The organism is Natrialba sp. INN-245 (assembly GCF_009807105.1).
In the GTDB taxonomy this organism is placed as follows: domain Archaea; phylum Halobacteriota; class Halobacteria; order Halobacteriales; family Natrialbaceae; genus Natrarchaeobius; species Natrarchaeobius swarupiae.
This window is the reverse complement of record NZ_WUBV01000020.1, coordinates 40,313-62,036: the sequence shown is the minus strand read 5'-3', so window position 1 is coordinate 62,036 and position 21,724 is coordinate 40,313. Positions and strand designations below refer to the sequence as shown.

General features: G+C 63.7%; 20 protein-coding genes. 10 read left to right on the top strand and 10 right to left on the bottom strand.

Annotation, left to right across the window (positions count from 1 at the left end; all coding sequences use genetic code 11):
- Window positions 1-146 precede the first annotated feature (146 nt).
- The 7 genes from dnaJ to GRS80_RS20660 all read left to right on the top strand — a co-directional run bounded on the left by dnaJ (window position 147) and on the right by GRS80_RS20660 (window position 9,195).
- Window positions 147-1,304, top strand: a complete 1,158-nt coding sequence (gene dnaJ, locus GRS80_RS07885; RefSeq protein ID WP_160047072.1) for a molecular chaperone DnaJ — start codon at window positions 147-149, stop codon at window positions 1,302-1,304.
- Between the two features lie 246 nt (window positions 1,305-1,550).
- Window positions 1,551-2,144, top strand: a complete 594-nt coding sequence (locus tag GRS80_RS07880) for a DJ-1/PfpI family protein (protein WP_160047071.1) — start codon at window positions 1,551-1,553, stop codon at window positions 2,142-2,144.
- A 165-nt stretch (window positions 2,145-2,309) separates the two neighbouring features.
- Window positions 2,310-3,044, top strand: coding sequence for a hypothetical protein (locus GRS80_RS07875; protein ID WP_160047070.1), 735 nt, complete (start codon window positions 2,310-2,312; stop codon window positions 3,042-3,044).
- A 138-nt stretch (window positions 3,045-3,182) separates the two neighbouring features.
- Window positions 3,183-3,788, top strand: a complete 606-nt coding sequence (locus GRS80_RS07870; RefSeq protein WP_160047069.1) for a GNAT family N-acetyltransferase — start codon at window positions 3,183-3,185, stop codon at window positions 3,786-3,788.
- A 136-nt stretch (window positions 3,789-3,924) separates the two neighbouring features.
- On the top strand, window positions 3,925-5,607 hold the full coding sequence (locus tag GRS80_RS07865) for a methylmalonyl-CoA mutase family protein (RefSeq protein WP_160047068.1): 1,683 nt from the start codon (window positions 3,925-3,927) through the stop codon (window positions 5,605-5,607).
- Between the two features lie 226 nt (window positions 5,608-5,833).
- Window positions 5,834-6,820 (top strand): ornithine cyclodeaminase family protein, encoded by a 987-nt coding sequence (locus GRS80_RS07860; RefSeq protein ID WP_160047067.1) that lies wholly within the window; start codon window positions 5,834-5,836, stop codon window positions 6,818-6,820.
- 179 nt (window positions 6,821-6,999) lie between these two features.
- Complete coding sequence (locus GRS80_RS20660) at window positions 7,000-9,195, top strand: PAS domain-containing protein (protein WP_343161494.1); 2,196 nt, start codon at window positions 7,000-7,002, stop codon at window positions 9,193-9,195.
- Window positions 9,196-9,218: 23 nt separating this feature from the next.
- On the opposite strand, the gene GRS80_RS07850 is transcribed toward GRS80_RS20660, so the two are convergent.
- Both GRS80_RS07850 and purL read right to left on the bottom strand, forming a co-directional pair.
- Window positions 9,219-9,806: a HalX domain-containing protein gene (locus GRS80_RS07850; RefSeq protein ID WP_160047066.1), complete on the bottom strand. Its 588-nt coding sequence runs from the start codon at window positions 9,804-9,806 to the stop codon at window positions 9,219-9,221.
- Window positions 9,807-9,983: 177 nt separating this feature from the next.
- Window positions 9,984-12,173: a phosphoribosylformylglycinamidine synthase subunit PurL gene (gene purL, locus GRS80_RS07845; protein ID WP_160047065.1), complete on the bottom strand. Its 2,190-nt coding sequence runs from the start codon at window positions 12,171-12,173 to the stop codon at window positions 9,984-9,986.
- A 238-nt stretch (window positions 12,174-12,411) separates the two neighbouring features.
- Here purL and GRS80_RS07840 point away from each other — a divergent pair, with 238 nt between their 5' ends.
- Both GRS80_RS07840 and GRS80_RS07835 read left to right on the top strand, forming a co-directional pair.
- Window positions 12,412-13,098 carry a PHP domain-containing protein gene (locus tag GRS80_RS07840; RefSeq protein WP_343161493.1) on the top strand — a complete coding sequence of 229 codons (687 nt, stop codon included), beginning with the start codon at window positions 12,412-12,414 and terminating at the stop codon, window positions 13,096-13,098.
- Window positions 13,095-14,270 carry an asparagine synthetase B gene (locus tag GRS80_RS07835; RefSeq protein WP_160047063.1) on the top strand — a complete coding sequence of 392 codons (1,176 nt, stop codon included), beginning with the start codon at window positions 13,095-13,097 and terminating at the stop codon, window positions 14,268-14,270. Before GRS80_RS07840 ends, GRS80_RS07835 begins: the two co-directional genes overlap by 4 nt.
- Before the next feature lie 191 nt (window positions 14,271-14,461).
- On the opposite strand, the gene GRS80_RS20360 is transcribed toward GRS80_RS07835, so the two are convergent.
- Together GRS80_RS20360 and GRS80_RS07825 are read right to left on the bottom strand one after the other, a co-directional pair.
- The gene (locus tag GRS80_RS20360) at window positions 14,462-14,635 is read right to left on the bottom strand and encodes a hypothetical protein (protein ID WP_200840350.1); all 174 of its coding nucleotides are present in this window, start codon (window positions 14,633-14,635) and stop codon (window positions 14,462-14,464) included.
- 19 nt (window positions 14,636-14,654) lie between these two features.
- On the bottom strand, window positions 14,655-15,056 hold the full coding sequence (locus GRS80_RS07825; protein ID WP_160047062.1) for a winged helix-turn-helix domain-containing protein: 402 nt from the start codon (window positions 15,054-15,056) through the stop codon (window positions 14,655-14,657).
- A 98-nt stretch (window positions 15,057-15,154) separates the two neighbouring features.
- On the opposite strand from GRS80_RS07825, the gene GRS80_RS07820 reads away from it, so the two are divergent.
- Window positions 15,155-15,775, top strand: coding sequence for a hypothetical protein (locus GRS80_RS07820; protein ID WP_160047061.1), 621 nt, complete (start codon window positions 15,155-15,157; stop codon window positions 15,773-15,775).
- 56 nt (window positions 15,776-15,831) lie between these two features.
- On the opposite strand, the gene GRS80_RS07815 is transcribed toward GRS80_RS07820, so the two are convergent.
- From GRS80_RS07815 to GRS80_RS07790, 6 genes are all read right to left on the bottom strand, one after another.
- Window positions 15,832-16,161, bottom strand: a complete 330-nt coding sequence (locus tag GRS80_RS07815) for a cupin domain-containing protein (protein ID WP_160047060.1) — start codon at window positions 16,159-16,161, stop codon at window positions 15,832-15,834.
- A gap of 275 nt (window positions 16,162-16,436) precedes the next feature.
- Window positions 16,437-17,528, bottom strand: coding sequence for a P-loop NTPase (locus tag GRS80_RS07810; RefSeq protein ID WP_160047059.1), 1,092 nt, complete (start codon window positions 17,526-17,528; stop codon window positions 16,437-16,439).
- 147 nt (window positions 17,529-17,675) lie between these two features.
- Window positions 17,676-17,978 (bottom strand): hypothetical protein, encoded by a 303-nt coding sequence (locus tag GRS80_RS07805; RefSeq protein ID WP_160047058.1) that lies wholly within the window; start codon window positions 17,976-17,978, stop codon window positions 17,676-17,678.
- Between the two features lie 211 nt (window positions 17,979-18,189).
- Window positions 18,190-18,504, bottom strand: a complete 315-nt coding sequence (locus GRS80_RS07800) for a hypothetical protein (RefSeq protein WP_160047057.1) — start codon at window positions 18,502-18,504, stop codon at window positions 18,190-18,192.
- Window positions 18,501-19,907, bottom strand: a complete 1,407-nt coding sequence (nrfD, locus tag GRS80_RS07795; RefSeq protein ID WP_160047056.1) for an NrfD/PsrC family molybdoenzyme membrane anchor subunit — start codon at window positions 19,905-19,907, stop codon at window positions 18,501-18,503. The genes GRS80_RS07800 and nrfD overlap by 4 nt, the downstream gene beginning before the upstream one ends.
- Window positions 19,904-21,535, bottom strand: a complete 1,632-nt coding sequence (locus GRS80_RS07790; protein WP_160047055.1) for a 4Fe-4S ferredoxin N-terminal domain-containing protein — start codon at window positions 21,533-21,535, stop codon at window positions 19,904-19,906. The genes nrfD and GRS80_RS07790 overlap by 4 nt, the downstream gene beginning before the upstream one ends.
- Window positions 21,536-21,724 lie beyond the last annotated feature (189 nt).

The window sequence follows — 21,724 nt, the reverse complement described above, 5'->3', positions numbered from 1 at the left end:
CGACGGTTGGGGGCGCATCCCCTCAAACGTACGGCATTTCTTTCACCGGAAGCGCCACCGGGGAGATTCCGCCACTGCCCGTCGAAGCGGGGTTCATTCGGGAACGGTCGTTTCAAGTGGATCAACCGATTACCGTGTGGCAACGAATGAGCGAGGATTTCTACGACGTTCTCGGCGTGAGCCCAGACGCCTCTGCCGAGGAGATCAAACAGGCCTACCGGGAGAAGGCGACGGAGTACCATCCGGACGTCAGCGACGATCCGGACGCCGAGGAGAAGTTCAAGAAGATCCAGAAAGCAAAACAGGTTCTGACCGACGAGGAGAAGCGCCAGGCCTACGACCGGATGGGACACGATCGCTACGAGAAGGCCGAAAAACACGGCTACGACGCCGGATCTGGCGGTGCCGGCGGCATGGGCGGCGATCCGTTCGGCGGCATGGGCGGTGGCGGCATGGGCGGCGGTCTCGGCGACATCTTCGAGCAGGTGTTCGGCGGCGGTGGCGGCCGCGGACGCCGCCGTCCACGAAAGGGTCAGGACCTCCGAACCGGCCTCGAGATCGATCTCGAGGAGGCGTTCGACGGTGCCGAAAAGCAGTTTACGATCGAACGGCCGGAAACCTGTGAGGCCTGTGACGGCGAGGGCCACCCTCCGGACGCGGACGTCAGGACCTGTCCCGAGTGTCAGGGACAGGGGCAGGTAACCCAGGTCCAGCAGACGCCGCTTGGCCGCGTCCAGCAGACGACGACGTGTCCTCGCTGTGAGGGCGAGGGGAAACTGTACTCCGAGACGTGTAGCGAGTGTCATGGCGAGGGCTACGTGCGAAACGAAACGACGCTGACCGTCGAAATTCCGCCCGGTATCCAGGACGGACAGACCCTCCGAATGGAGAGAGAGGGTGCACCCAGCCCCGAAGGCGGACCCGACGGTGACCTCCTCATCGACGTCGCGATCCGCGACCACGAGGAGTTCGAACGTGAAGGCGACGACCTGCGCTTCCGGCTTCCGATCTCGTTCCCGCAGGGGACGTTCGGCGACAACGTCGAGGTCCCGACGCTCGATGGTGCGGCGGAGTTCGAGATTCCACGCGGTACCCAAAGCGGCGAGGTCTTCCGCCTCGAGGGAAAGGGCATGCCCCGCCTGCGCGGACGCGGCCAGGGTGACCTTTACGTCCAGGTCCAGATCGTCACGCCCCAGTCGCTCAACGACGAACAGCGCGAGGCCCTCGAGGCGTTCGCCGAAGCCGGCGGCGACGAGATCGAAATCAAAGAGGGGTTCTTCGAGAAGATCAAGCGAGCGTTCTGATCGGCGGGCCTCCTCACTCTCGTCGGTTCCCGTCGTTCCGATCGAGGCGACTCTGTGCGATCGTCGGCGCTGAATTTCACACTCTCGCACTCTCGTTTCCGGGCGCCGTCGTGACCCGAACTCCTCGCATGCGCACTCGCGAGACGGTCGTTTGGGGCCGAGGCGTGTGAATCTCTCGGGGACCGAATCGTGTAAAACGGGATACAATTAAGTCCGTCCTCGTTGATCGAACCTGTGGAGTTTCCGATGACAGAACGACAGATATTGCTCCTCGCAGGCGACTTCGTCGAGGACTACGAGGTTATGGTACCGTTTCAGGCGCTACAGATGGTCGGACACGACGTCCACGCGGTGTGTCCCGAAAAGGAGGCCGGTGACGTCTGTCCTACGGCGGTCCACGACTTCGAGGGCGACCAGACCTACACCGAGAAGCCGGGGCACAACTTCGAACTGACCCACGACTTCGATTCGATCGATCCCGAGGAGTACGACGCGCTCGTCATTCCCGGCGGGCGCGCGCCGGAGTATCTCCGAACGTACGACGAGGTACTCGAGATCGTCCAACACTTCTTCGAGGCGGAGAAACCCGTCGCCGCGCTCTGTCACGGCGTCCAGCTACTCGCCGCCGCGGACGTCCTCCAGGGGCGAACCTGTACCGGCTATCCGGCCCTCGAGACCGACGTCCGCCTCGGCGGTGCGGAGTGGGCCGACGGCGTCACCCGCGACGAAACCCTCGTGACTGGGCAGGCCTGGCCCGACCACCCCGAGTGGCTCGCAGAGTTCCTCGAGGTGCTCGGGACCGACATCGACCACGCCGAACCGGCCGCTGCGGACGATTGATACGGTCTGCGATGATTGATTGGCGGTCGACCGCTCGTTGGTCTGCGATCGACCGGTACCGACTCGTCGCGGTCCGTATGATACGGTCTGCTGTAACTGGTTGTCACCGCACCCGAACGGACGCGAGTCGGCGTGCTTTTTTGCTCCGAGCGAGCACCTCGAGGTATGACCGTCGCGACCGTCGACGACCTGCTCGCCCGCGACCGCCGCGACGAACGGACGGTACTGATCGACGCGACGGGCCGGTCGTTCGACGCCCACTGGTTCTGTACGACGTCCTGGAAGGCCGGCAACTTCCTCCGGCACGCGGGCGTCCGCGAGGGCGTCACCGTCGGCGTCGTCGGCGAGGGCCCGCTCGCGCTGTTTGCGTTCCTCGGGACGACGCTGCTCGAGGGACGGACCCGATTCGGTCCCCCGACGGATCTCGCGGACGACGACGAGTTCCGGGCGCTCGTCGCCCCAGTCGACGACCTCGAGTCCGACCGGTACGACCTCCCGCGGGGTGCCCAGCGCGTCGGCTACGGCGACGCGCCCGACGAACCGGGAATTCATCACTTCGACGCCGGCCTCTGGAGCGAAAACCCCTCCTTCCCGCCGCTGTCGATCGATCCCGACACCGAGATCCTGACCGACGGCAACCGAACCGTAAGCCACGGCGACGTCCTCGCGGCCGCGCGTACGATCGTCCAGGAGTACGGCATCGGGGCGGGCGATCGGGTCGTCATCCACGAGTCGCTTACAGACCCTCGAGTCGTCACGGCAGGCGTGATCGCACCGCTGCTCGCGGACAGCGTAATCGTCCTGACCGACGGCAACGTCGATCCCCGATACGAGTTCGCCGTCTCGAGTTCGCCGGACTCCGACCGGACGCCAATCGATCCAACGACGGTCTCGTTTTGAGCGTCGATCGGCGTAATCCCGAGATCGATCCGTACCCGACAGCAGTCCGTCCGAATCGAGGGACGCGACTCCCGACGGCGTCCTCGCCGTGACGGTGACCCGCAAACCCTTTTGCCCGCACGTGCCCTACGTCGAAGTATGTACGTGCGGGACGCGAAAAACAGGGAAGAAGTCTGGTTGCTCGACCACATCGAGTCGATGGGGCTCGACGACACGGCGTTCCGCTCGCGCGACTACGTCGTCGCGATCGACGAGGAGTCCGGCGAAAAGGCCGGATTCGGGCGAATCCGCGTCCACAAGTTCGGCCCCGGCTCGGACGACGACGACGAAACCCACGAGGTCTGCGAACTGACCAGCATCGGCGTCCTCGAGGGATGGCGCGAACAAGGCGTCGGGGCCCACGTCGTCGAGCGCCTCGTCGAGTACGCGAGCGACCAGGGGTTCGAGACCGTCTACACGCTGACCGGCGAGGGCGGCTACCTCACCCAGTTTGGCTTCCAGCGCATCGACGAACCTCGACTGCCGGAGCCGCTCCAACGGCGCCTCGAGGAAAAACGGGACGGCGTCGACCCCGATGCGAAGCCGCTCGCGATCGACGTCGCGGAGTTCCGAGTGCCGGATCGGCTTCGAGAGGCGTTCAAGCGAGCACCGGAGGGACGGGAGGAAGCCTCGACCGACGAGACGCCCGAGGACTTCGGCATCGATCCCGACTCGGCGACCTACAAGTACGACACCGGCCGCTGACGCGGGCCGACCGATTTCGCGGTGACGCCGTGGCTGTCTCTTTTGTCCCTCCAACCGTCGGCTCGAGTTAGATGTCCAACAGGTGAGAGAATCAGGTCACCAACCTTCAAGCACCGCCATCCCCTCCGTTCCGACAATGTTCGACCCCGACGAGCTCGAGGAGATCCGCGCGGGTCACGAGCAGTGGCACGAGGAGTCGGTCGAGCCGGTGATTGATCGGTTCGGCGAGCGAAAGGAGACGTTCACGACGGATACGGGGGGCCAGGAGGTCGACCGGCTGTACACGCCCGCCGACGTCGGCGATCTGGACTATCAGGACGATCTAGGAAACCCAGGCGAACCACCGTACACCCGCGGCGTCTACTCGACGGGCTATCGCGGTCGGCTGTGGACGATGCGTCAGTACGCTGGCTTCTCGACGCCCGAAGACACCAACGAGCGGTATCACTACCTGCTCGATCAAGGCCAGACGGGGCTCTCGATGGCGTTCGACCTACCGACGCAGATGGGATACGACTCGGACGACGCGATGGCCGCCGGCGAGGTCGGCAAGGCTGGCGTCGCGATCGACTCGCTTTCCGATATGGAGACGGTGTTCGACGGCATCCCGCTCGACGAGGTGTCGACGTCGATGACGATCAACGCGCCAGCGTCCGTGTTACTCGCGATGTACATCGCGGTCGGTGACGAGCAGGGCGTCGACCGCGCGGAGTTGCGAGGCACGATCCAGAACGATCTCCTGAAGGAGTACATCGCGCGCAACACCTACATCTATCCGCCGGAGCCGTCGATGCGGATCATCACCGACATCTTCGAGTTCTGTGCCGCGGAGACGCCGAAATTCAACACGATCTCGATCTCCGGCTACCACATCCGCGAGGCTGGTTCGACCGCAGCACAGGAACTCGCCTTTACCCTCGGCAACGGCATCGAGTACGTCGAGGCAGCGATCGACGCCGGGCTCGACGTCGACGAGTTCGCACCCCAGCTCTCCTTTTTCTTCAACGGTCACAACAACATCTTCGAGGAAGTCGCGAAGTTCCGTGCCGCCCGCCGAATGTGGCACGACATCATGGAAGAGCGCTTCGACGCGCAAAATCCCAAATCCAAACAGCTCAAATTCCACACCCAGACCGCAGGCTCGATGCTGACCGCCCAACAGATCGAGAACAACGTCGTCCGCGTCGCGTATCAGGCGCTTGCGGCGGTTCTGGGAGGCACCCAGAGTCTCCACACCAACGGCAAAGACGAGGCGCTCGCACTGCCAACGGAGGAATCCGTCCGTACGGCCCTGCGAACACAGCAGATCCTCGCTCACGAATCCGGCGCGGCCGACACGGTCGATCCCCTCGCCGGCAGCTACTACGTCGAGTCGCTGACCGACGAGGTCGAAGCCGACGCGTACGACATCCTCGAGGCGGTCGACGAGCGGGGCGGCATGCTCGAGGCCGCCGATCAGCAGTGGGTCCAACGCCAGATCCAGGATACGGCGTTCGACCGCCAGAAGGAGATCGAGTCGGGCGAACGGATCATCGTCGGCGTCAACGAGTTCAAGGTCGACGAAGACCCCGAGATGGACGTCCAGGAAGTCACCGAGGAAGACCAAAAACGCCAGATCGATCACCTCGAGTCCGTTCGCGAGGAACGCGACGACGAGGCCGTCGAGGCGACCCTCGAAGCGCTACGCGAGACCGCCCGCGGCGACGAGAACCTGATGCCGGCGATCATCGACGCCGTGAAGGCGTACGCGACGGTCGGCGAGATCTGTACCGTCCTCCGCGAGGAGTTCGGCGAGTACCAGCCCGGAACCGCGATCTAGTCGATCTGACCGTCGACTCGTTCTCATCTGCACCCAGAACGAGTACTCCGATCGACCCGACGGTGGTGACGTCTCGCTCGTCGGCGACGCGTCGGGCGGCCAGACTGTCGGTAGCGAGCGTTTCGTCGCGTTGGATCACGCCGCGAACCGTGCTCTGTTCAACGGCCACGCAATCGACCTTCCGATCTGCGATCACACTCAAGTCGACGGACGAGGATGCTCGAATATGGTTCGCGTCCTCTCGGACTCGGATGTCGCGTCGGTGCTCGACCTCGAGGCGTTGCTTCCGATCATCGCCGACGCCTTCGAGCGCCAGTACGCCGGGGCTGTCACCCGGCCGGATCGCCCTCACTACCCGATCGGAACCGGGCTGAACCCGGACCAGCCGACGGAGCCGACCGGAACTGGTCTCTGTATGCCTGCGTACGTCCACGGAGCGAGCTACACTGCGACGAAACTCGTGACGGTCTGTACGGACAACGCCGAACGCGGATTGCCGACCGTTACGGCCCAGATCTCACTCGCCGACGCGGAGACCGGTCAACCCGCCGGCTACCTGGCGGGAAACCGGATCACCAGCGCCCGGACTGGCTGTATTGGCGGACTAGCCGCCCGGGAACTCGCCGTCGACGGATCGATCGATCTGGCGGTGATCGGTGCCGGCACACAGGCCCGCTGGCAGACCAGAGCGATCGCCGCCGCGATCGGCTCCGCCCTCGAGTCCGTTCGGATCTACTCTCCCAGCGACTCACGCCTCGAGTGTGCGGCCGACCTCTCTGGCGAGATCGACGCTCCCGTCGACCCGGTCTCGAGCCCCCACGAAGCCGTCGACGGTGCGACGGTCGTCGTTACGGCGACGACCAGCACGGACCCGGTGTTTCCCGGCGACACGCTCGCTGCGGGCACGCTCGTGGTCGCCGTCGGCGCGTACACCCCCGAGATGCAGGAACTGGACGCGACGACGATCGAACGATCGGATCGCGTCTTCGGAGACGTTCCCGACGAGGCCACAGAAACCGGCGACCTACGCGAGTTTCCCGATCTCGAGGTAGCGCCCTTCGGCGGCGTCCTCGCGGGCGAGGTCGGTCGGCGCTCGGACGACGAGATCCTCGTCCTCGAGTCGGTCGGATCCGCGGTTCTCGACGCGGCGACCGCAGAGTACGTCTTGGATCGAGCGGACGAGGGGGAAATCGGAACGACGGTTTTATTATAAGTCGGTCGGTACGAGACCAGCAATCGGACGGTACCGATCGCGGCCGATTCCTCGGCCACGACACTGAAATACGGGCTTCGCAAAGTAGTTGCTGGCTGTCCGTCGATGTTCAACACGAAGGCCGCCTCTCCCGGAGGCGACGAGACGTCGAACGCGCCACTGGAGGTGAGCCAGCGACAGTGACGCCTCGATCCGTCCCGATCGTTGACCGGGTCACCGACGCGTTCTTCGCGCTCGATACGGACTTTCGATTCACGTACGTCAACGACCGCGCAGAGACGCTACTCAAACGTTCGCGCGACGACCTCATCGGCCGGGTCATGTGGGACGAGTTCCCCCAGACCGTCGAAACCCAGTTTCCGGACGGTTTTCACCGCGCGATGGACGAACAGGTACCGGTCTCCTTCGAGATCTACCACGCCCAACTCGAGACGTGGTTCGAAGCTCAGGCGTATCCCGGCGAAGACGGTCTCTCGGTGTACATGCGCGACGTCACCGAGCGAAAGCGCCAGGAGACGACGATCGCTCAACACGCGGCCGTCGTCGAGGCGGTCCACGACGGGATCGTCACGCTCGATCGGGATCGCCGGATCGTGACGGTCAACGCCGCCATAGAGGAGTTCCTCGGCGTGGATCGAGACGACCTGGTGGGCGAGCACGTCGAGATCGTTCCCGAACTCGCTTCGATCGCCGACGAGGACGCCATCGAGATCGGCCGTGCGATCACCGACGTCGATATCGGGACCGCAGGTCGCCGCCAGGTCGAGGTCCCGTTTACCGACGCCGACGGAACCGATCGGATGGGTGACTTCCGGTTCGTCCCGATCGAAGACGACACCGCAACCGTCGCGGTCGTCGTCCGAGACGTCACCGACCAGCACGAGTACGAACGCATCGCGGCGTCGCTCCACGAGATCACCCGCTGGCTGCTCGAGTCCGACGACCCCGACGAGATCTGTGCCATCGCCGTCCACGCCGGCAGCGACCTGCTCGATCTCCCGATCAGCGGTGTCTGGCTCCTCGAGCAGGAACACGGCTATCTCGAACCCGTCGCCGGAACCGCGGGCGCTCACGACGAGTTCGGTGGTCTCCCCCGATTTCATCCCAACGAGGGGCTCGTCTGGGAGGTGTTCGAATCCGGCTCAGTCGAGCGATTCGACGACCTCGGAGCCGTCGACGGTCTCTACAATCCGGAGACGCCGATTCGGTCGGAGATCATCGCGCCCATCGGTACACGGGGCGTGATCATGACCGGTTCGCTCAAGGCCGATCAGTTCGACGAAACCGACGTCGAACTGGTGTCGACGCTCGCCGAAAACACGCGTGCGGCGCTCGATCGGGCCGATCGCGAGCAGGTTCTCCGGGAACGGACCGACGAACTCGAGCGACAGACTGAACGTCTCGAGGGCGTCGCGAACGTCCTCTCGAACGACCTGAAGCGCCAGCTTCAGGCCGTCGCCGACGAACTGAAAACGGACTCGAGCAGTGTCGATCGCGGCTCGGAGTCGGACGACGGAGTCGAAGCGAGCAGCGTAGACAGCAACGCCACGGCGACAAACTCGGACGGTGACGGACCCGAGTCGACGGCCGGAGCCAGTGGCGACGTCGAAACGGTGGCCGAGACCACCGACGAATCCGGATCGGGTTCCGACGAGTGGGAGTTCCCGCTCGAGTCGGAGACGGAGGTGGATGAACACGAGGTGTCCGCGAGCGATGGCGACCTGGAGGCGGGGACGGTCTGGGGCTCGGATGAGGACGCGACCGGAGACGTTCCCGAAGCGGAGGCGACCGGCGGTGGAACCGGGACGGACCACGAGGAGTGGGAGTTCCCACTTTCGGACGACTCGGTCGAAGCGACGCTCGACCGTGCAGAGCGGCTCATCGACGACGTCCGGGAGTTCGCTCGCAACGCTTCGTCCGTCCGAACCCGCAGCCGAATCCGACTCGACCGCGTAATCGAGGAGGCCGCGAGTGCATCACGTCTCGAAGCGAGCACAGTGTTCGTCGAGCGAGCGGCGACGCTGAGGGCGGATCCCGACCGTCTCATCTATCTCCTCGAGACGGCGTTCGACGACATCGCTGCCCGGACGGCCGACGATGATCTAACGGTTCGCGTCGGGCTTACCGGAATCGACGACCCCGACGCCCCCCGCGGGTTCTACATCGAAGACGACGCTGCCGATGCGCCGCCGACGGCGACCGATCGACTGCTCGATCCGACGACCGAGTACCAGACGGCGATCGACGGGCTCGGACTGACCCTCGTTCGAGCGATCGCCGAAGCTCACGACTGGCAACTCTCGATCGAGACGGCGGAACGAAACGGAACGCGAATCGTCGTCGACGGCGTGATGACCCTCGAGGCGCGCGCGTAGTCGAGTGCCGTCGCTCGACCACGTCACTCGTCGGCGATCGATTCCCGCGTCAGGTCCCGACACAGCTGTTTGCTGTCGTCGGTTTCGAGGAGGTCCGCGACCGTCTCGTCGAGGTGTACCCGCAACACCGCCAGTCGATCCTCGAGTCGGGCGTACTCCTCGCTGCTCTTTCGTTCCGCCTCCGTCTTCTGTCTATCCAGCAAGACTTTCTTCGACGCGAGCGCGAAAAACTCCTGGAGCTGTTCGTCGTACGTCGATCGAAGCAACAGTTGATCGATTACCTCGATCAGCTCCGGCTTCGAGACCGGCTTGACGAGGTAGTCGTCGAACCCCATCTCGACGATGTCGAAGCCGGGTTCGATCGCCGTCACCATCGCGACCCGACAGTCGAGGTTCCGCTCTCGGATCGTCTCGAGGACTAGATCGCCCGAGAGGCCGGGCATCCGCCGATCGAGGAGCACGACGTCGATCTCCCCGTCGATGGCCTCGAGCGCTTCGGTTCCGTCGTAGGCCGTCCTGACGTCGTATCGCTCCTCGAGCCGAGAAGTGTAGAGATTCGCGAGATCCGGCTCGTCTTCGGCGATCAGTACGGACGGTCGGTCGGTTGCCATCGAACGATCCCCCTCCACCCTTTCGGTTCCGCTTGCGTACCGTACACACATCAAGATACCGGACCGTCGTCAGTTGGTTCCAACCGAACGAAAGGATAACTCCGTCGAAACCGACGGCGGGAGGAGCTCATACGGGAAAGCGAACGCGTCGTCGACGATCGGCGGGACGGTTCGAGGTTACTCGAGTTCGGCCTCGAGCGTGTCCCGAAGCGAGCGAATCGCGCCGGCCGATCGTTCGAGCGTTCGATCGCCGACAGATAGCTCGAGCGTTCCGCGGTCGGTCGCCTCGCCGAGGGCGACGACCGGTGCGACGCCGTCGAACGCCTCACGGACGGCTGCTGGGGAGTCGGTCTGGACCAGCGCGCGACCCGGCTGTTCGTGGAAGAGGGCGGCCGCGGGCTCGCTATCGGCTGGGATCGACACCTCGAGCCCGGCGTCCTCGCTTACCATCTCGGCCAGCGAGACGGCGAGCCCGCCGTGGCTGACGTCGTGGACCGCGAGCGTCGCCTCGTCGTTTGCGACCGCCGCGAGCGTCTCGACGACCGCCGAGGGGTTCTCGGGGAGCGCCGGGAACCCGTCGCTCCCGCCGAACTGCGCGAGGTACTCCGAGCCGCCGAGTCTCGTCCCGTCGGCCTCGAGGCCGCGGTCGCCGACCAGCAACAGTTCGCCGTCTGATTCGACAGAGAGCGGCGGCGCGTCGTAGCCGTCTTTCGTTCCCACGAGCGCGAGCGTTGGCGTCGGCGGGATCGGACCCGTCGCGGAGTCGTTGTACAGCGAGACGTTCCCGCCGACGACCGGTGTCGACAGCGTCTCGCACATGTCAGCAAGCCCATCGACGATCCCCCGGAACCCGCCGTAGACGTCGGGATTTTCGGGATTACCGCCGTTGAGACAGTCGACCGCGGCGAGCGGGGTCGCACCCTTGGCCGCCACGTTCGTCGCGTTCTCGAGGGCGATCGCTCGCGCGCCCTCGTACGGCGCCGCGTCGGTCCAGTTCGGTGCAGCGCCCGCCGAGAACGCCAGGCCGGTTTCGGCTTCCCGGATCGCGACGATGGCCGCGTCGTCGCCGGGACCGACGCTCGTCCGAACGCCGACCTCGTGATCGTACTGGCGGTAGACCCAGCGCTTCGAGGCCGTGTTCGGACTCGAGACGACGGCGTCGAACGCCGCCTCGAGATCGACCTCGGGGAGATCGGTTTCGGGCTCCGACGGCTCCTCGTGTGCCAAGTCGTTCATCGGTGCGCCCTCGCCGAGGAAGTGCGCGTCGACGTCGACGACGGTCTCGCGCTCGCCGTCCGAGTCATCTGAGGCGCTTTGGGCTTCGCTCCCGTCGAAGGTGCAGACGTAGTTGCCGTCCGTGACCTCGCCGATCACCGAACATCCCAGATCGAAACGCTCTGCGATCTCCTCGACGCGGTCGACGTGTTCGGGTTCGACCTCGTAGCACATCCGCTCCTGGGACTCCGCGAGCAGGATCTCGAGTGCCGACATGTTGGGTTCGCGCTGGTGGACCCGCTCGAGTTCGACGTGTGCGCCGAGGCCGCCTTTCGCGACCAGTTCGCTCGAGGCCCCGCCGAGGCCGGCCGCGCCGAGGTCACGTGCGGACTCGATCAGCCCCTCCTCGATCAACACCTCGTTGGCCTCGATCAACAGCTTCTCCGCGTAGGGATCTCCGACCTGGACCGCGGGTCGGTCCTCCGTTTCGGCGTCTTCCGCTAAGTCCTCGCTGGCGAAGCTCGCACCGCCCAGCCCGTCGCGGCCGGTGGCGTTCCCGACGAGGACGAGTTTGTTGCCGGGCTCCTGGGCTTCGGCCGTGACGAGGCGTTCCTCGTCGGTGAGTCCGATGCAGGCGACGTTCACCAGCGGATTGCCCTCGTAGTCGGGGTGGAAGTCGACGCTCCCCGCAACCGTCGGCACGCCGATACAGTTGCCGTAGTGGCTGATCCCCTCGACGACGCCATCGAGGAGGTACTGCGAGTGCTCACGATCGAACGCGCCGAAGTAAAGCGAGTCGGCGAGCGCGATCGGGTACGCGCCCATCGAGAGCGTGTCGCGGACGATCCCCCCGACACCCGTCGCCGCTCCGTCGAACGGATCGACGTACGAGGGGTGGTTGTGGCTCTCGATCCCCATCGTGATGTAGGTCTCTCCGTCGTCGTCTCCCGGCAGCGCGACGACCGCCGCGTCGTCGCCCGGCCCGACGACGACCTGCTCGCCCTCACTCTCGAACGCCGACAGCAACGGTCTCGAGGAGCGGTACGCGCAGTGTTCGCTCCAGAGGTTCTCGAACAGCGCCGCCTCGGCCGGGGTGGGCTCGCGCCCGAGTTCCTCGACGACGAGTTCGCGGTCCGAATCGGCTAAACTCATTCACGTCAATGGTGGTCCGTGGCCGGTAAAGGGGTTTCTATGTGCACGTTCGTGTATCTTCTCGCGCGACCTCTGCACCCGAACGTCGACGCTCACGAGATGACACCGGACTCGAGAATTGTCGGCACTCGAGTGCACTCTCTCCCCGTTTCGAAGACTGCAAACACGGGTCGTCAGGAACGCAAAGCGTGTCGAGTGTTTCGAGTCGTTTTTGATCAAGCCACACGAAGGTAAGCGCGTGCTGTCGATCGAACTCCACGTCCACTCGGAACTCTCCTACGACGGTCGTGATCCGGTCGATCTCATCTTAGAGCAGGCAAAGGGAGTCGGGCTCGACGCGATCGCGATTACCGACCACGACGAGATCGAAGCCAGCCTCGAGGCCGCCGAGCGCGCCCCGGAGTACGGGCTCGTCGGTATTCCGGGGATGGAGATCTCGAGCAAAGCTGGCCACGTGCTGGGTCTCGGTCTCGAGGAGGAGGTGCCGCCGGGGCTGTCCTTCGAGTCGACGCTTGCGGCGATTCACGCCCAGGACGGGCTGGCGGTGATTCCCCACCCGTTCCAGGAGTCACGCCACGGCGTGATCGCCCGAATTTCCCGTGACGAACTCGCGGAGGGTGACGCCATCGAGGTGTACAACTCCCGGCTTCTGACAGGGCGGGCGAACCGTCAGGCCGAGCGCTTCGCTCGCTCGCGCGGTCTACCGATGACCGCCGGAAGCGACGCTCACATCAGCGAGATGGTCGGCCAGGCAGTGACCAGAGTCGACGCGGACGAGCGATCGGTCGACGCGATCCTCGCGGCGGTCCGTGACGGGCGAACCTCCGTCGAGGGTAAGCGGACGCCGTGGCACATCAGCGTCCGCCAGGCCGCAGGCGGTGCGAAACGCCGGTTCAGAAACGGCATCGTGGGGTTGTTCCGATGAGACTGTGCGGCGCGGATCCGGAAACGGTCCGACGGGCGTTGGAGACGGGCGATCCGTTCCCAGGAACCCGTGGATTCGCGGGCGAGATCGACGGAACGTTCGTCAGGGACGTACTCGGCCGAGTTCCGCTGTTCGTCGACGCCGCCGGGGTCGAGGGCGGATCGTCGTGCGACTCGATAGCTGCCTGGGCGTTCGAACCGATGCGACTCGAGGTACCTGTCCCAGTGCCAGCGGGGACGGTCGTCGACGCGGACGAACTCGACCGACTCGTCGCGGGCGGAACCGATCTCGAGACCGACGACTTCCCCAAGCCGCGGTGGACGGTGCCGGATCCGAAGCCGGAGTCGGATCGGGACGTCGCTCTCGAGGAACTCGAAACTGCGATTCGTTCGGCTACGGACGACGTTCGATCGGCCGACCTCGACGTCGCGGTCGCGTTCTCCGGCGGCGTCGACTCGGCGCTGGTCGCCGAGTTGCTCGACGCGCCGCTGTACGTCGTCGGCTTTCCGGACAGCCACGACGTTGAGGCGGCACGGACGGCCGCCGACGCCATGGGTCGGGAACTGACCGTCGTCGAACTCGAGCCGGCCGACCTTGAGCGTGCGGTTCCCGAAATCGTCCGCGCGACGGGGCGGACGAACGCGATGGACGTCCAGATCGCGCTCCCGCTCTATTTCGTCGGCGAGTGTGTCGCCGCCGACGGGTTCGACGCGCTTGCGGTCGGCCAGGGCGCGGACGAACTGTTCGGCGGCTACGAGAAGGTGGTTCGCCTCGACCACCGCGTCGACGCGGAGACGACACGCGGCGCGGTTCGCGAGCAGATTCGCAGCCTCCCCGATCAGCTTCCGCGGGACGTGCTCACGATCGAGGCGACCGGCCTCGAGCCGGTCGCACCACTCCTTCACGACGACGTAGTCGAGGCCGCGCTTCGGTTACCCGACACCCTGCTGGCCGACGAGAAGACGCGAAAACGGGGCTTCCGTCGGGTCGCGTCGCAGTACCTGCCCGAGGAAGTCGCGACCCGGGACAAGAAGGCCGTCCAGTACGGCAGCCTCGTCGCTCGCGAACTCGACCGCCTCGCCAGACAGGCGGGCTACAAGCGGCGTATGGACGACCATGTCTCGAAGTACATTGCGTCGCTGCTCGAGGATCGAGACGAACGAGACGAATAATCTCAGTTGCCTACCGGATACGGTCTCGTCCGTACTTCTTCGTACCCGACTGTCTCTTCCCGTTTCCTCTCGAGCTTCACGGACGGCAGCGTCCGCGTAGGACTCGCTGAACTCGATCGACCCGCCCGGATCGGTCCACCCGTCGCGCCCGCGTCGCCCACGAGAAGTACGCGACCTGCGTCGTCGGTCACTCAGACGCCTGCGCCGCCGAGGACCGTGTCTTCGTATCGCGCGACGAACTTCTGACAGGTCGTCGATGAGTGGGTCCACGTTTTCTCGACGACTTCGAACTCGCCGTACTCGGCGTCGAAATCGCTGATCAGGGAGTCGACGACGCGGTTGCTTCGTTCACAACGTGACGACATCGGATTCGTAATCCTCGAGTTACGTACTGCTGTCGTACGCCTCACGGAAGTCCCATTCGCGGCGAAGAAGTTCCTCGACACCGTGTTCGAGGATGGCCTCACCGAGAACCGTCGCGCTGTAGTACGCGTAGAGACCATCGCTGTCGCGTTCCGTTTGAACGCGTTTCTCGACGAGGCCGACATCTCGGAGTTTGTTGAGGTGGTAATGGAGCGTGCTGTCGTCGATCTCTATTACCTCGTTTAACTCGGTGGGTGTCATATCGCCGGCGTGTGCGAGTCGATAGACGATTTCGAATCGGGTTCGATCACCGACTGCAGCCTGCATCTCGAGATAGTCGTCCAGAGAGAGGACACTCTCCTCGGGGAGGAGATCGTCCGGGTCGTCCGGATCGTCGGTGATTCCCGTGTGTTTCGTCCCCATCGTATCCGATACTACTCGGTTCCTCTTTTTAGTCTTTCTCAAGCCAAGATTTCTCGAAAACACCGTTTTTTATATACCACTGGTATCTCGTTGTGGTCATGACGCAGGAAATTACGCGCGACCATATCGCCGGCCGACTCGGCGACGTGGCGTACGATCGGTTTCTGCTCTATTTGATGGGACCGTACAAATCGTTCAACCTGAATTACGTGCTCAACGACGACGAACTGAACGACGTAGAAATCGACGCGCTCCCGGGTCCGTTCAGGAAATTGTTCCAGAACAAGGACGAAATCGACGAAGCGAAAGCCCTGCTTCGGCGAGTACAGGGTCACCTTCGAACAGATCCGGGAGTTAACGCGTTTCTTGCAGTCGACGTGGATATCGACACAGACGAGGTAGATGCAGTAACGCAGAGTATCGAATACAGTCGCTGTGCAAATGCGACCGTATTCATCGTTCCGTTTTTGGGCCACAACTTTGGCGTCGGCGAAGAAGCGGGAAGCGTCCTCGAGAACGTCGCGGAGACCCACGGCGACAGGATCGTATTCGTCCACGAATCGGAGGTGACTAGTGAAATGATCCGGTCAGCACGAACGCGGTGGGACCTTCGTATCGAAATGTACGGAACGGAAGCCGAACTGGTCGAGACGGTGAAACGGTTCGTCGTGACGACGATGAACCGCGAACGGTTCGGTGATCTCGAATACTTTGGCTAACCCCTCTTCGATATGCCGATGATCTCGGGGGAAGGAGTATTCCTTCTGCCGATCGATCAGGATGGCAACGGACAGAGACTCGCCGTGAAGACTACCGTCTCGTCGGTGTCGTTTCTCGCGCCGTGCTCGAGGCCGCGCTCGTGGAGCACGACGCCGGGCGCCTCGATGGCCTCGTTCTCCCCGTCCTGGAGCACCGTCACCGTCCCCTCGAGAACGTGGAAGACGTTCGTGCTGTCACCGTGCTCGTGGGGCTCGAGTTGCGCGTCCGGCCCGAGGGCGAACGCCTTCACGAGGACGTCCTCTTCGACGACCAGTTCGGTGGTTTCGATCTCGCCGTCTGCCGGTTCGAGTTCGTCGATCGCGTCGGTGTATCTGTCGAGGCTCATGCACGAGATGTTCGACGACGGACCGTATAAAATACACCGCAGGCGGACGGTTTCGGGACTCCGTTCGGTTCGAGCGTCGGCTGATGGGGGTGAAACCCGTCGGCTGCTGCCAGCACCCGAAAAACGAGAGGGAACGAATACACCGGGGAGAGACGACGAAACGAACTCCTGGCGAACGGAAACGAAAGCCCGTCATACGGTTTACTGTAAGTCATTTCCGGTGCAACCGCCGCACGGGTCGCGGTTGCACCGGTACATCGTTACAGCAATCCGTATCAGTCCTCGAGTTCGGTCGGGAGCGCGTCGTCGGGCGTATCGGAGGTGTTCTCGTCGACGGTTCGGCGGTTGATCTCGCCGATGCGGTTGGAGATTTCGGCGACGAGGTCTTCGACGGGCTCCTGAGCCGCGCTCTCGTCGTTCTTGACGATCGCGCCCTCGCTACCATCGGCGCCGAAGTCCGGGTGGATCGGAATCTGGCCGAGAAGCGGCACGTCGTACTTGTCGACGATCTGCTGGGCGCCGTCGGTGCCGAACAGGCTGTACTCCTTGCCGGTGTCCGGCGCGATGAACGTGCTCATGTTCTCGACGATTCCCAGCACCGGCGTGTTGTGTTTGTTGAACATCTGGATGCCCTTGCGGGTGTCGTCGAGGGCCATCTCCTGTGGCGTCGTAACGACGACCGATCCGGTGACGGGCATCGACTGCAGGAGGTTCAACGTCGCGTCGCCGGTCCCTGGCGGGAGGTCGACGATGAGGTAGTCGAGCCGACCCCACTCGACGCCCTCCAAGAACTTCATCATGAACTTGTTGACCATCGGCCCACGGAGGATCGCGGGATCGTCTTCCTCTTCCATCATGATCCCCATGCTGATGACGCGGACGCCGTCGGATCGCGGCGGAACGATGTCTTCGTTAGGGGTGACGCCGGGATCGCTCTCGACCGGCAGGATTCGGGGAATGTTCGGCCCGTGAATGTCGGCATCGAGGATACCGACCATCGCGCCGCGTTTCTCGAGTCCCGCGGCGAGATTAGCTGCGACCGTCGTCTTGCCGACGCCCCCCTTCCCGGAGGCGACCGCGATCACGTTGCGTACCCGCGGGAGCACCTCGTCGTCGAACCCGTGTTCGGCCCCGACGTGTGCTCGTAGGTCCGCCTCGAGGCCGGCGTCGTCGACGACCTCCCGGATCCGGTTGCCGATCTCCATCTCGGAGGGCGCGTACGGAGCGTTGAACGCGAGCGAGATCCGTGCGGTCTCGTCGTCGATGGTGACGTCGTTGACGAGTCCGAGCGAGACGATATCCTCGCCGATGTCCGGATCTTCGATCCCCTCGAGTTCGATCTTGAGTTCGTGTTCTGTAATACTCATAGTGCGTCGGTAATCCTATCGGAACGAACGGTGTCGAGCGGGATACGTGTGATGGTTCAGGCCCCTAGCCCGTTCCGTCTGGCGGTTTCGTCGCGTTCGAGAGCGGACGATCTGGATGACTCGAGGACGAACTGCGTTCGCTCGCGGCTACAGTCCGGGCGAACCGATGGGTTCGGGCAGTCGGCCGAAGAATACCAAGCCGATAACGAGGGTCATGACCAGCATGGAAACCCACATCGTCGTCGTCAGTCCGACGAGATACGTGACCCCGAGGAGCCCGGTTTTCGTATCGCGAGGCGTTCCGACGAACCACGCGATGACCATGACGTAGATGGGGACGAGAACGACCCCGAAGATGAGCCAGGAGCCGGTGTTGGGGAAGCCGGTGACCCCTTCGGTGGCCTCGTAGCCGTGATACAGGACGGTCGCGAGCGCGGACGACGAAGACATGCGTCTACGGCTAGTGCCACCACCGAACACGGTCGTGGTACTGCCTGCACTCGCATGGTCGAGTTGGGATGCCAGGGGACCACCGCATCAGCGTCGATGTCGACCGATCGGTGTGCCTCGAGAGACGGCAGCGTGACTGGAGACGAGGACGAGACGAGCCTCGTGACTCGAGACGGATCGGGACGAAAAAACGAGAACGCGGTCGGTCGGGTTACGGTCCGGTGGAACCGATCGGTTCGGGAAGTCCGCCGTAGAAGACGACGGCGATGATCATCGTCAGGATGAACATCCCGATCCACATCTGGGCCGTAATTCCGACCAGGTAGCCGACGCCCATCAGGCCAGTCTTGGAGTTACGCGGCTCGCCGACGAACCACGCGATGATCATGACGTAGACCGGAACCAGGATGACGCCGAAGATGAGGTAGGTTCCGATGTTCGGGAAGCCGGTGAGTCCTTCAGTTCCCCCTTCTCCGTGATAGAGGGCCCACGAGAGCGCGCTCATGAGCGTCGCCGGGGCGATCATGCTTCCACCTCCGGTTCACCCGCGTGCTCATCCGATGGCTCGTGCTCGCCGTGGCCGTGATCACCACGGAGATGTTCGACTGCGTGGAGTTCGACGACCGGAACCAGCTTCGAGATGACCAGGAAGAACAGCGTGACCATCCCGATCGTGCCGGCCAGCGAGAGGAGTTCGATCGCACTCGGGAAGTAGTCACCCGGCGTCGCCTCGTAGATGCTAAACGTCGGATACCAGAATCCGGAGAGGACGAAGTACGTCTTCTCGACGAGCGTCGCGATCAGCACGAGCACGCCCGCCACGATCGCTCGCCCTTTGCTAAACAGCGATGGGCGAAGGACCGTCGCGAAGATGAACGCGAGAACGCTGACGACCATCAGCATCGGGACGACGTACATCGGGTGCGAGAACTTCGAGCTAGTTGCGGTCGCGTGGTCGACCGTGGGCGCGAAGCTGCCTGCGGTGAGCTGCTGGAGCTGGAGCCAGAGGAACAGCAGACAGAAGAAGCCGAGCCACAGCAAGAGCCCACGGAAGATGTCGTCGGTGATGATGTGATCCCAGCCGTACGCGCGACGGAAGGCGTACGAGACCAGGATCACGCCGCTGATCGCCGACGTCAGCGCGATCGTCAGGAACTGTGGCCCCTGGATTGCCCCGAACCAGCCCGGGTAGTTCGGCAGGACGGCGAACAGCCACGGAATCACACCGCCGTGGAGCAACAGCGGCGCCATGATGATGATCGCCAGCGCGACCCACCAGACCATCCGCTCGATGACCTCGTCTTCTTTCTCGGTGTAACCGAGGGTCAACATATCGTAGACTTTCCCGTAAAGGTCGGGAAACTGGACGCCACCGACCTGTGGCGCAAACGACGGGAGCTGACCACGAAGTCGAGAGATATCGTATCGGAGCGTCAGCCCGAGGTAGGTCGCCGTCAGCACGAAGTAGGCCGTAATGACCGTCACGTCCCACACCAGCGGCGAGTTGTTCACCGTGATGTGGTAGTGACCGAGGACGCTCGTGACCATCCGGTCGGGTCGACCCATGTGGACGAGAATGTAGAAGCCGGCCGCCGAGAGGCCAGCCAGCGTCAACATCTCCGCGAGACGAGCGACCGGCATGTACCGATCCATGCCGAGCAGTCGAACGGCCGCCGAGAGGATGATCCCGCCGTGGGCGATCCCGACCCACCAGATGAACGCGCCGATGTACAGCCCCCAGGTGACGCCGCCACCGCTGCCCCAGTCGGAGAGGCCGGTGACGACCATCCCGTCTCTGAGCTGAATCATCCATCCGACCAGGAACGCTCCGAGAGCGAGCGCACAGACGCCAAAGAGGACGAAGTACTTCTTGCTGAATCCCTCGGTCGGTCGGAGGATGTCTTCTTCGGTGGGTGTCTTCGTGCTCATAGCGACACCCCGGCGTCACCGACGGTCCCCTCGTCGAGGACTTCTTTGCGGTCGTCGGTCTGACCGATGTCGTCGTAGGCGACCGGACCGTCGACCTGTTCGGCGTTCGGTCCGGGGTTCTGTCCGATATACGTGACGTTCGGATTCGTACCGATATCCTCGAGCAGCTTGAACGACGACCCGGCGACCCCAGCGTACTGACGGAGTCGAAGGTTGGCGTCGTCTTCGCTCCCGTCACCGAGTTGTAACTCGGCCAGTACGTCCTCGCTCTCGAGATCGACGTACTCTTCGAGCGCGTCGACGGATTCGAGGACCGTCTGTTCTTGCTCGAGGATGGTGTCGTTCGTCTCCTCGGGCGGCTCTTCTCTGTCGCTGACGATCTCGATCGCCTTCATGATGCTGACGAGTTCTCGATCGAGGTCGTCGTCTTCGTCATCCTCGAACGCCTCGATCGCCGACTCGAGATCGTCGTCTTCGCTGAGAATGCCGTCGATCGCCTCCGGCGACGGGACGTTGCGGACGATGTCGATAATTGCTCGGCTTTTGCTCGGATACTCGCCGTGCTGGTGCGCGTCGCTGCGTTCGTCGTTGACGTCGCCGAACTGGATCGCGTCCGGTGGACAGGCTTCCTCACAGGCCGTCGTTCCGATGCGGTCGTCGCCCATCATGCCGTCCTGTCGGGTCGGACACATCGTACACTTGCTCATGACGCCACGGGGTGCGCGACTGTCGACCCATCGACCGCGCTCGTCGGTCATGTGGTCGCCTTCCTCGCCGGGTTCGACGCCCATCTGGTCGGCGATTTCTTCTTCGGTGGCTTCCTGGGGTTCGTCCCACTGGAAGTAGTTGACGCCGTACGGACAGGCGACCTGGCAGTACCGACAGCCGATACAGACGTCGTAATCCGTCAGAACGAGACCGTCTTTGTCGCGGGTGTGACGGGCCGTCGTCGGGCAGACCTTCTCACACGGTGCGTCAGTACAGTGTTGACACGGTCGGACGAGCATATTGTAGTCGTCCACTCCGCCCCGAACGTCGGGTGACGGCGAGCCGCCAGCGGTGGTGTCATCCTCGAACGCGAGGACGTACATCCAGTTGACACCCTGGTCGGTCTGGTTTTCTTGCTGACAGGCAGCAACACAGGAGAGACAGCCGTCACACCGCTCGAGGTCGATCGTCATCCCCCACTGGGTGCCGTCTTGTTCTTCGACCTGCTGTTGGGTATCCGCGACTGCCGTCTCGGGTTCGCCGTCGTCGACGGTGCCCCACGCACCGAGTCCAACGGCCGCCGCGCCGGCCCCCATCTTCTTCATCGCGTCGCGGCGACTGTCTTCGCCGTCACCCTCGAACTTCGAGAGCATCCGGGAAACCGTCCCTTCCTCCGCAGCCTGCATTTCCTCGTAGGCTTCCTCCGTCGGGCGGTTGTCCTCGCCGAACTCCTCCATCACGTCGTCGTGATACATCTCGTGGAACTCGGCTTCGGACAGCTCGCCTTTGGTGACGCGCATCGCGTCTTTGGCCATCTCCATACCGAGGTCGCTGTCGTACTCGGTATCGTCGAGCATCGTCTCGAGCTCTCCCTCCCACTCCTCGCCGAGTGGGTGGAACGATTCGTCGTCCGCACTCATCTACGTAGCACACCTCCTGGCATCGGTCTCTCTCACGGAGTGGATACTCAGCGACAGATACTTGAATACGTTCATTTGGGATCCACTACCCCGAACTCACGACTAGATGTGGTTGAAGTATGGACTCGATTTCCACGCCGTGAGAACTAGACCGAACAAATTCGTGTATATAAATACCAACGCCCAGGG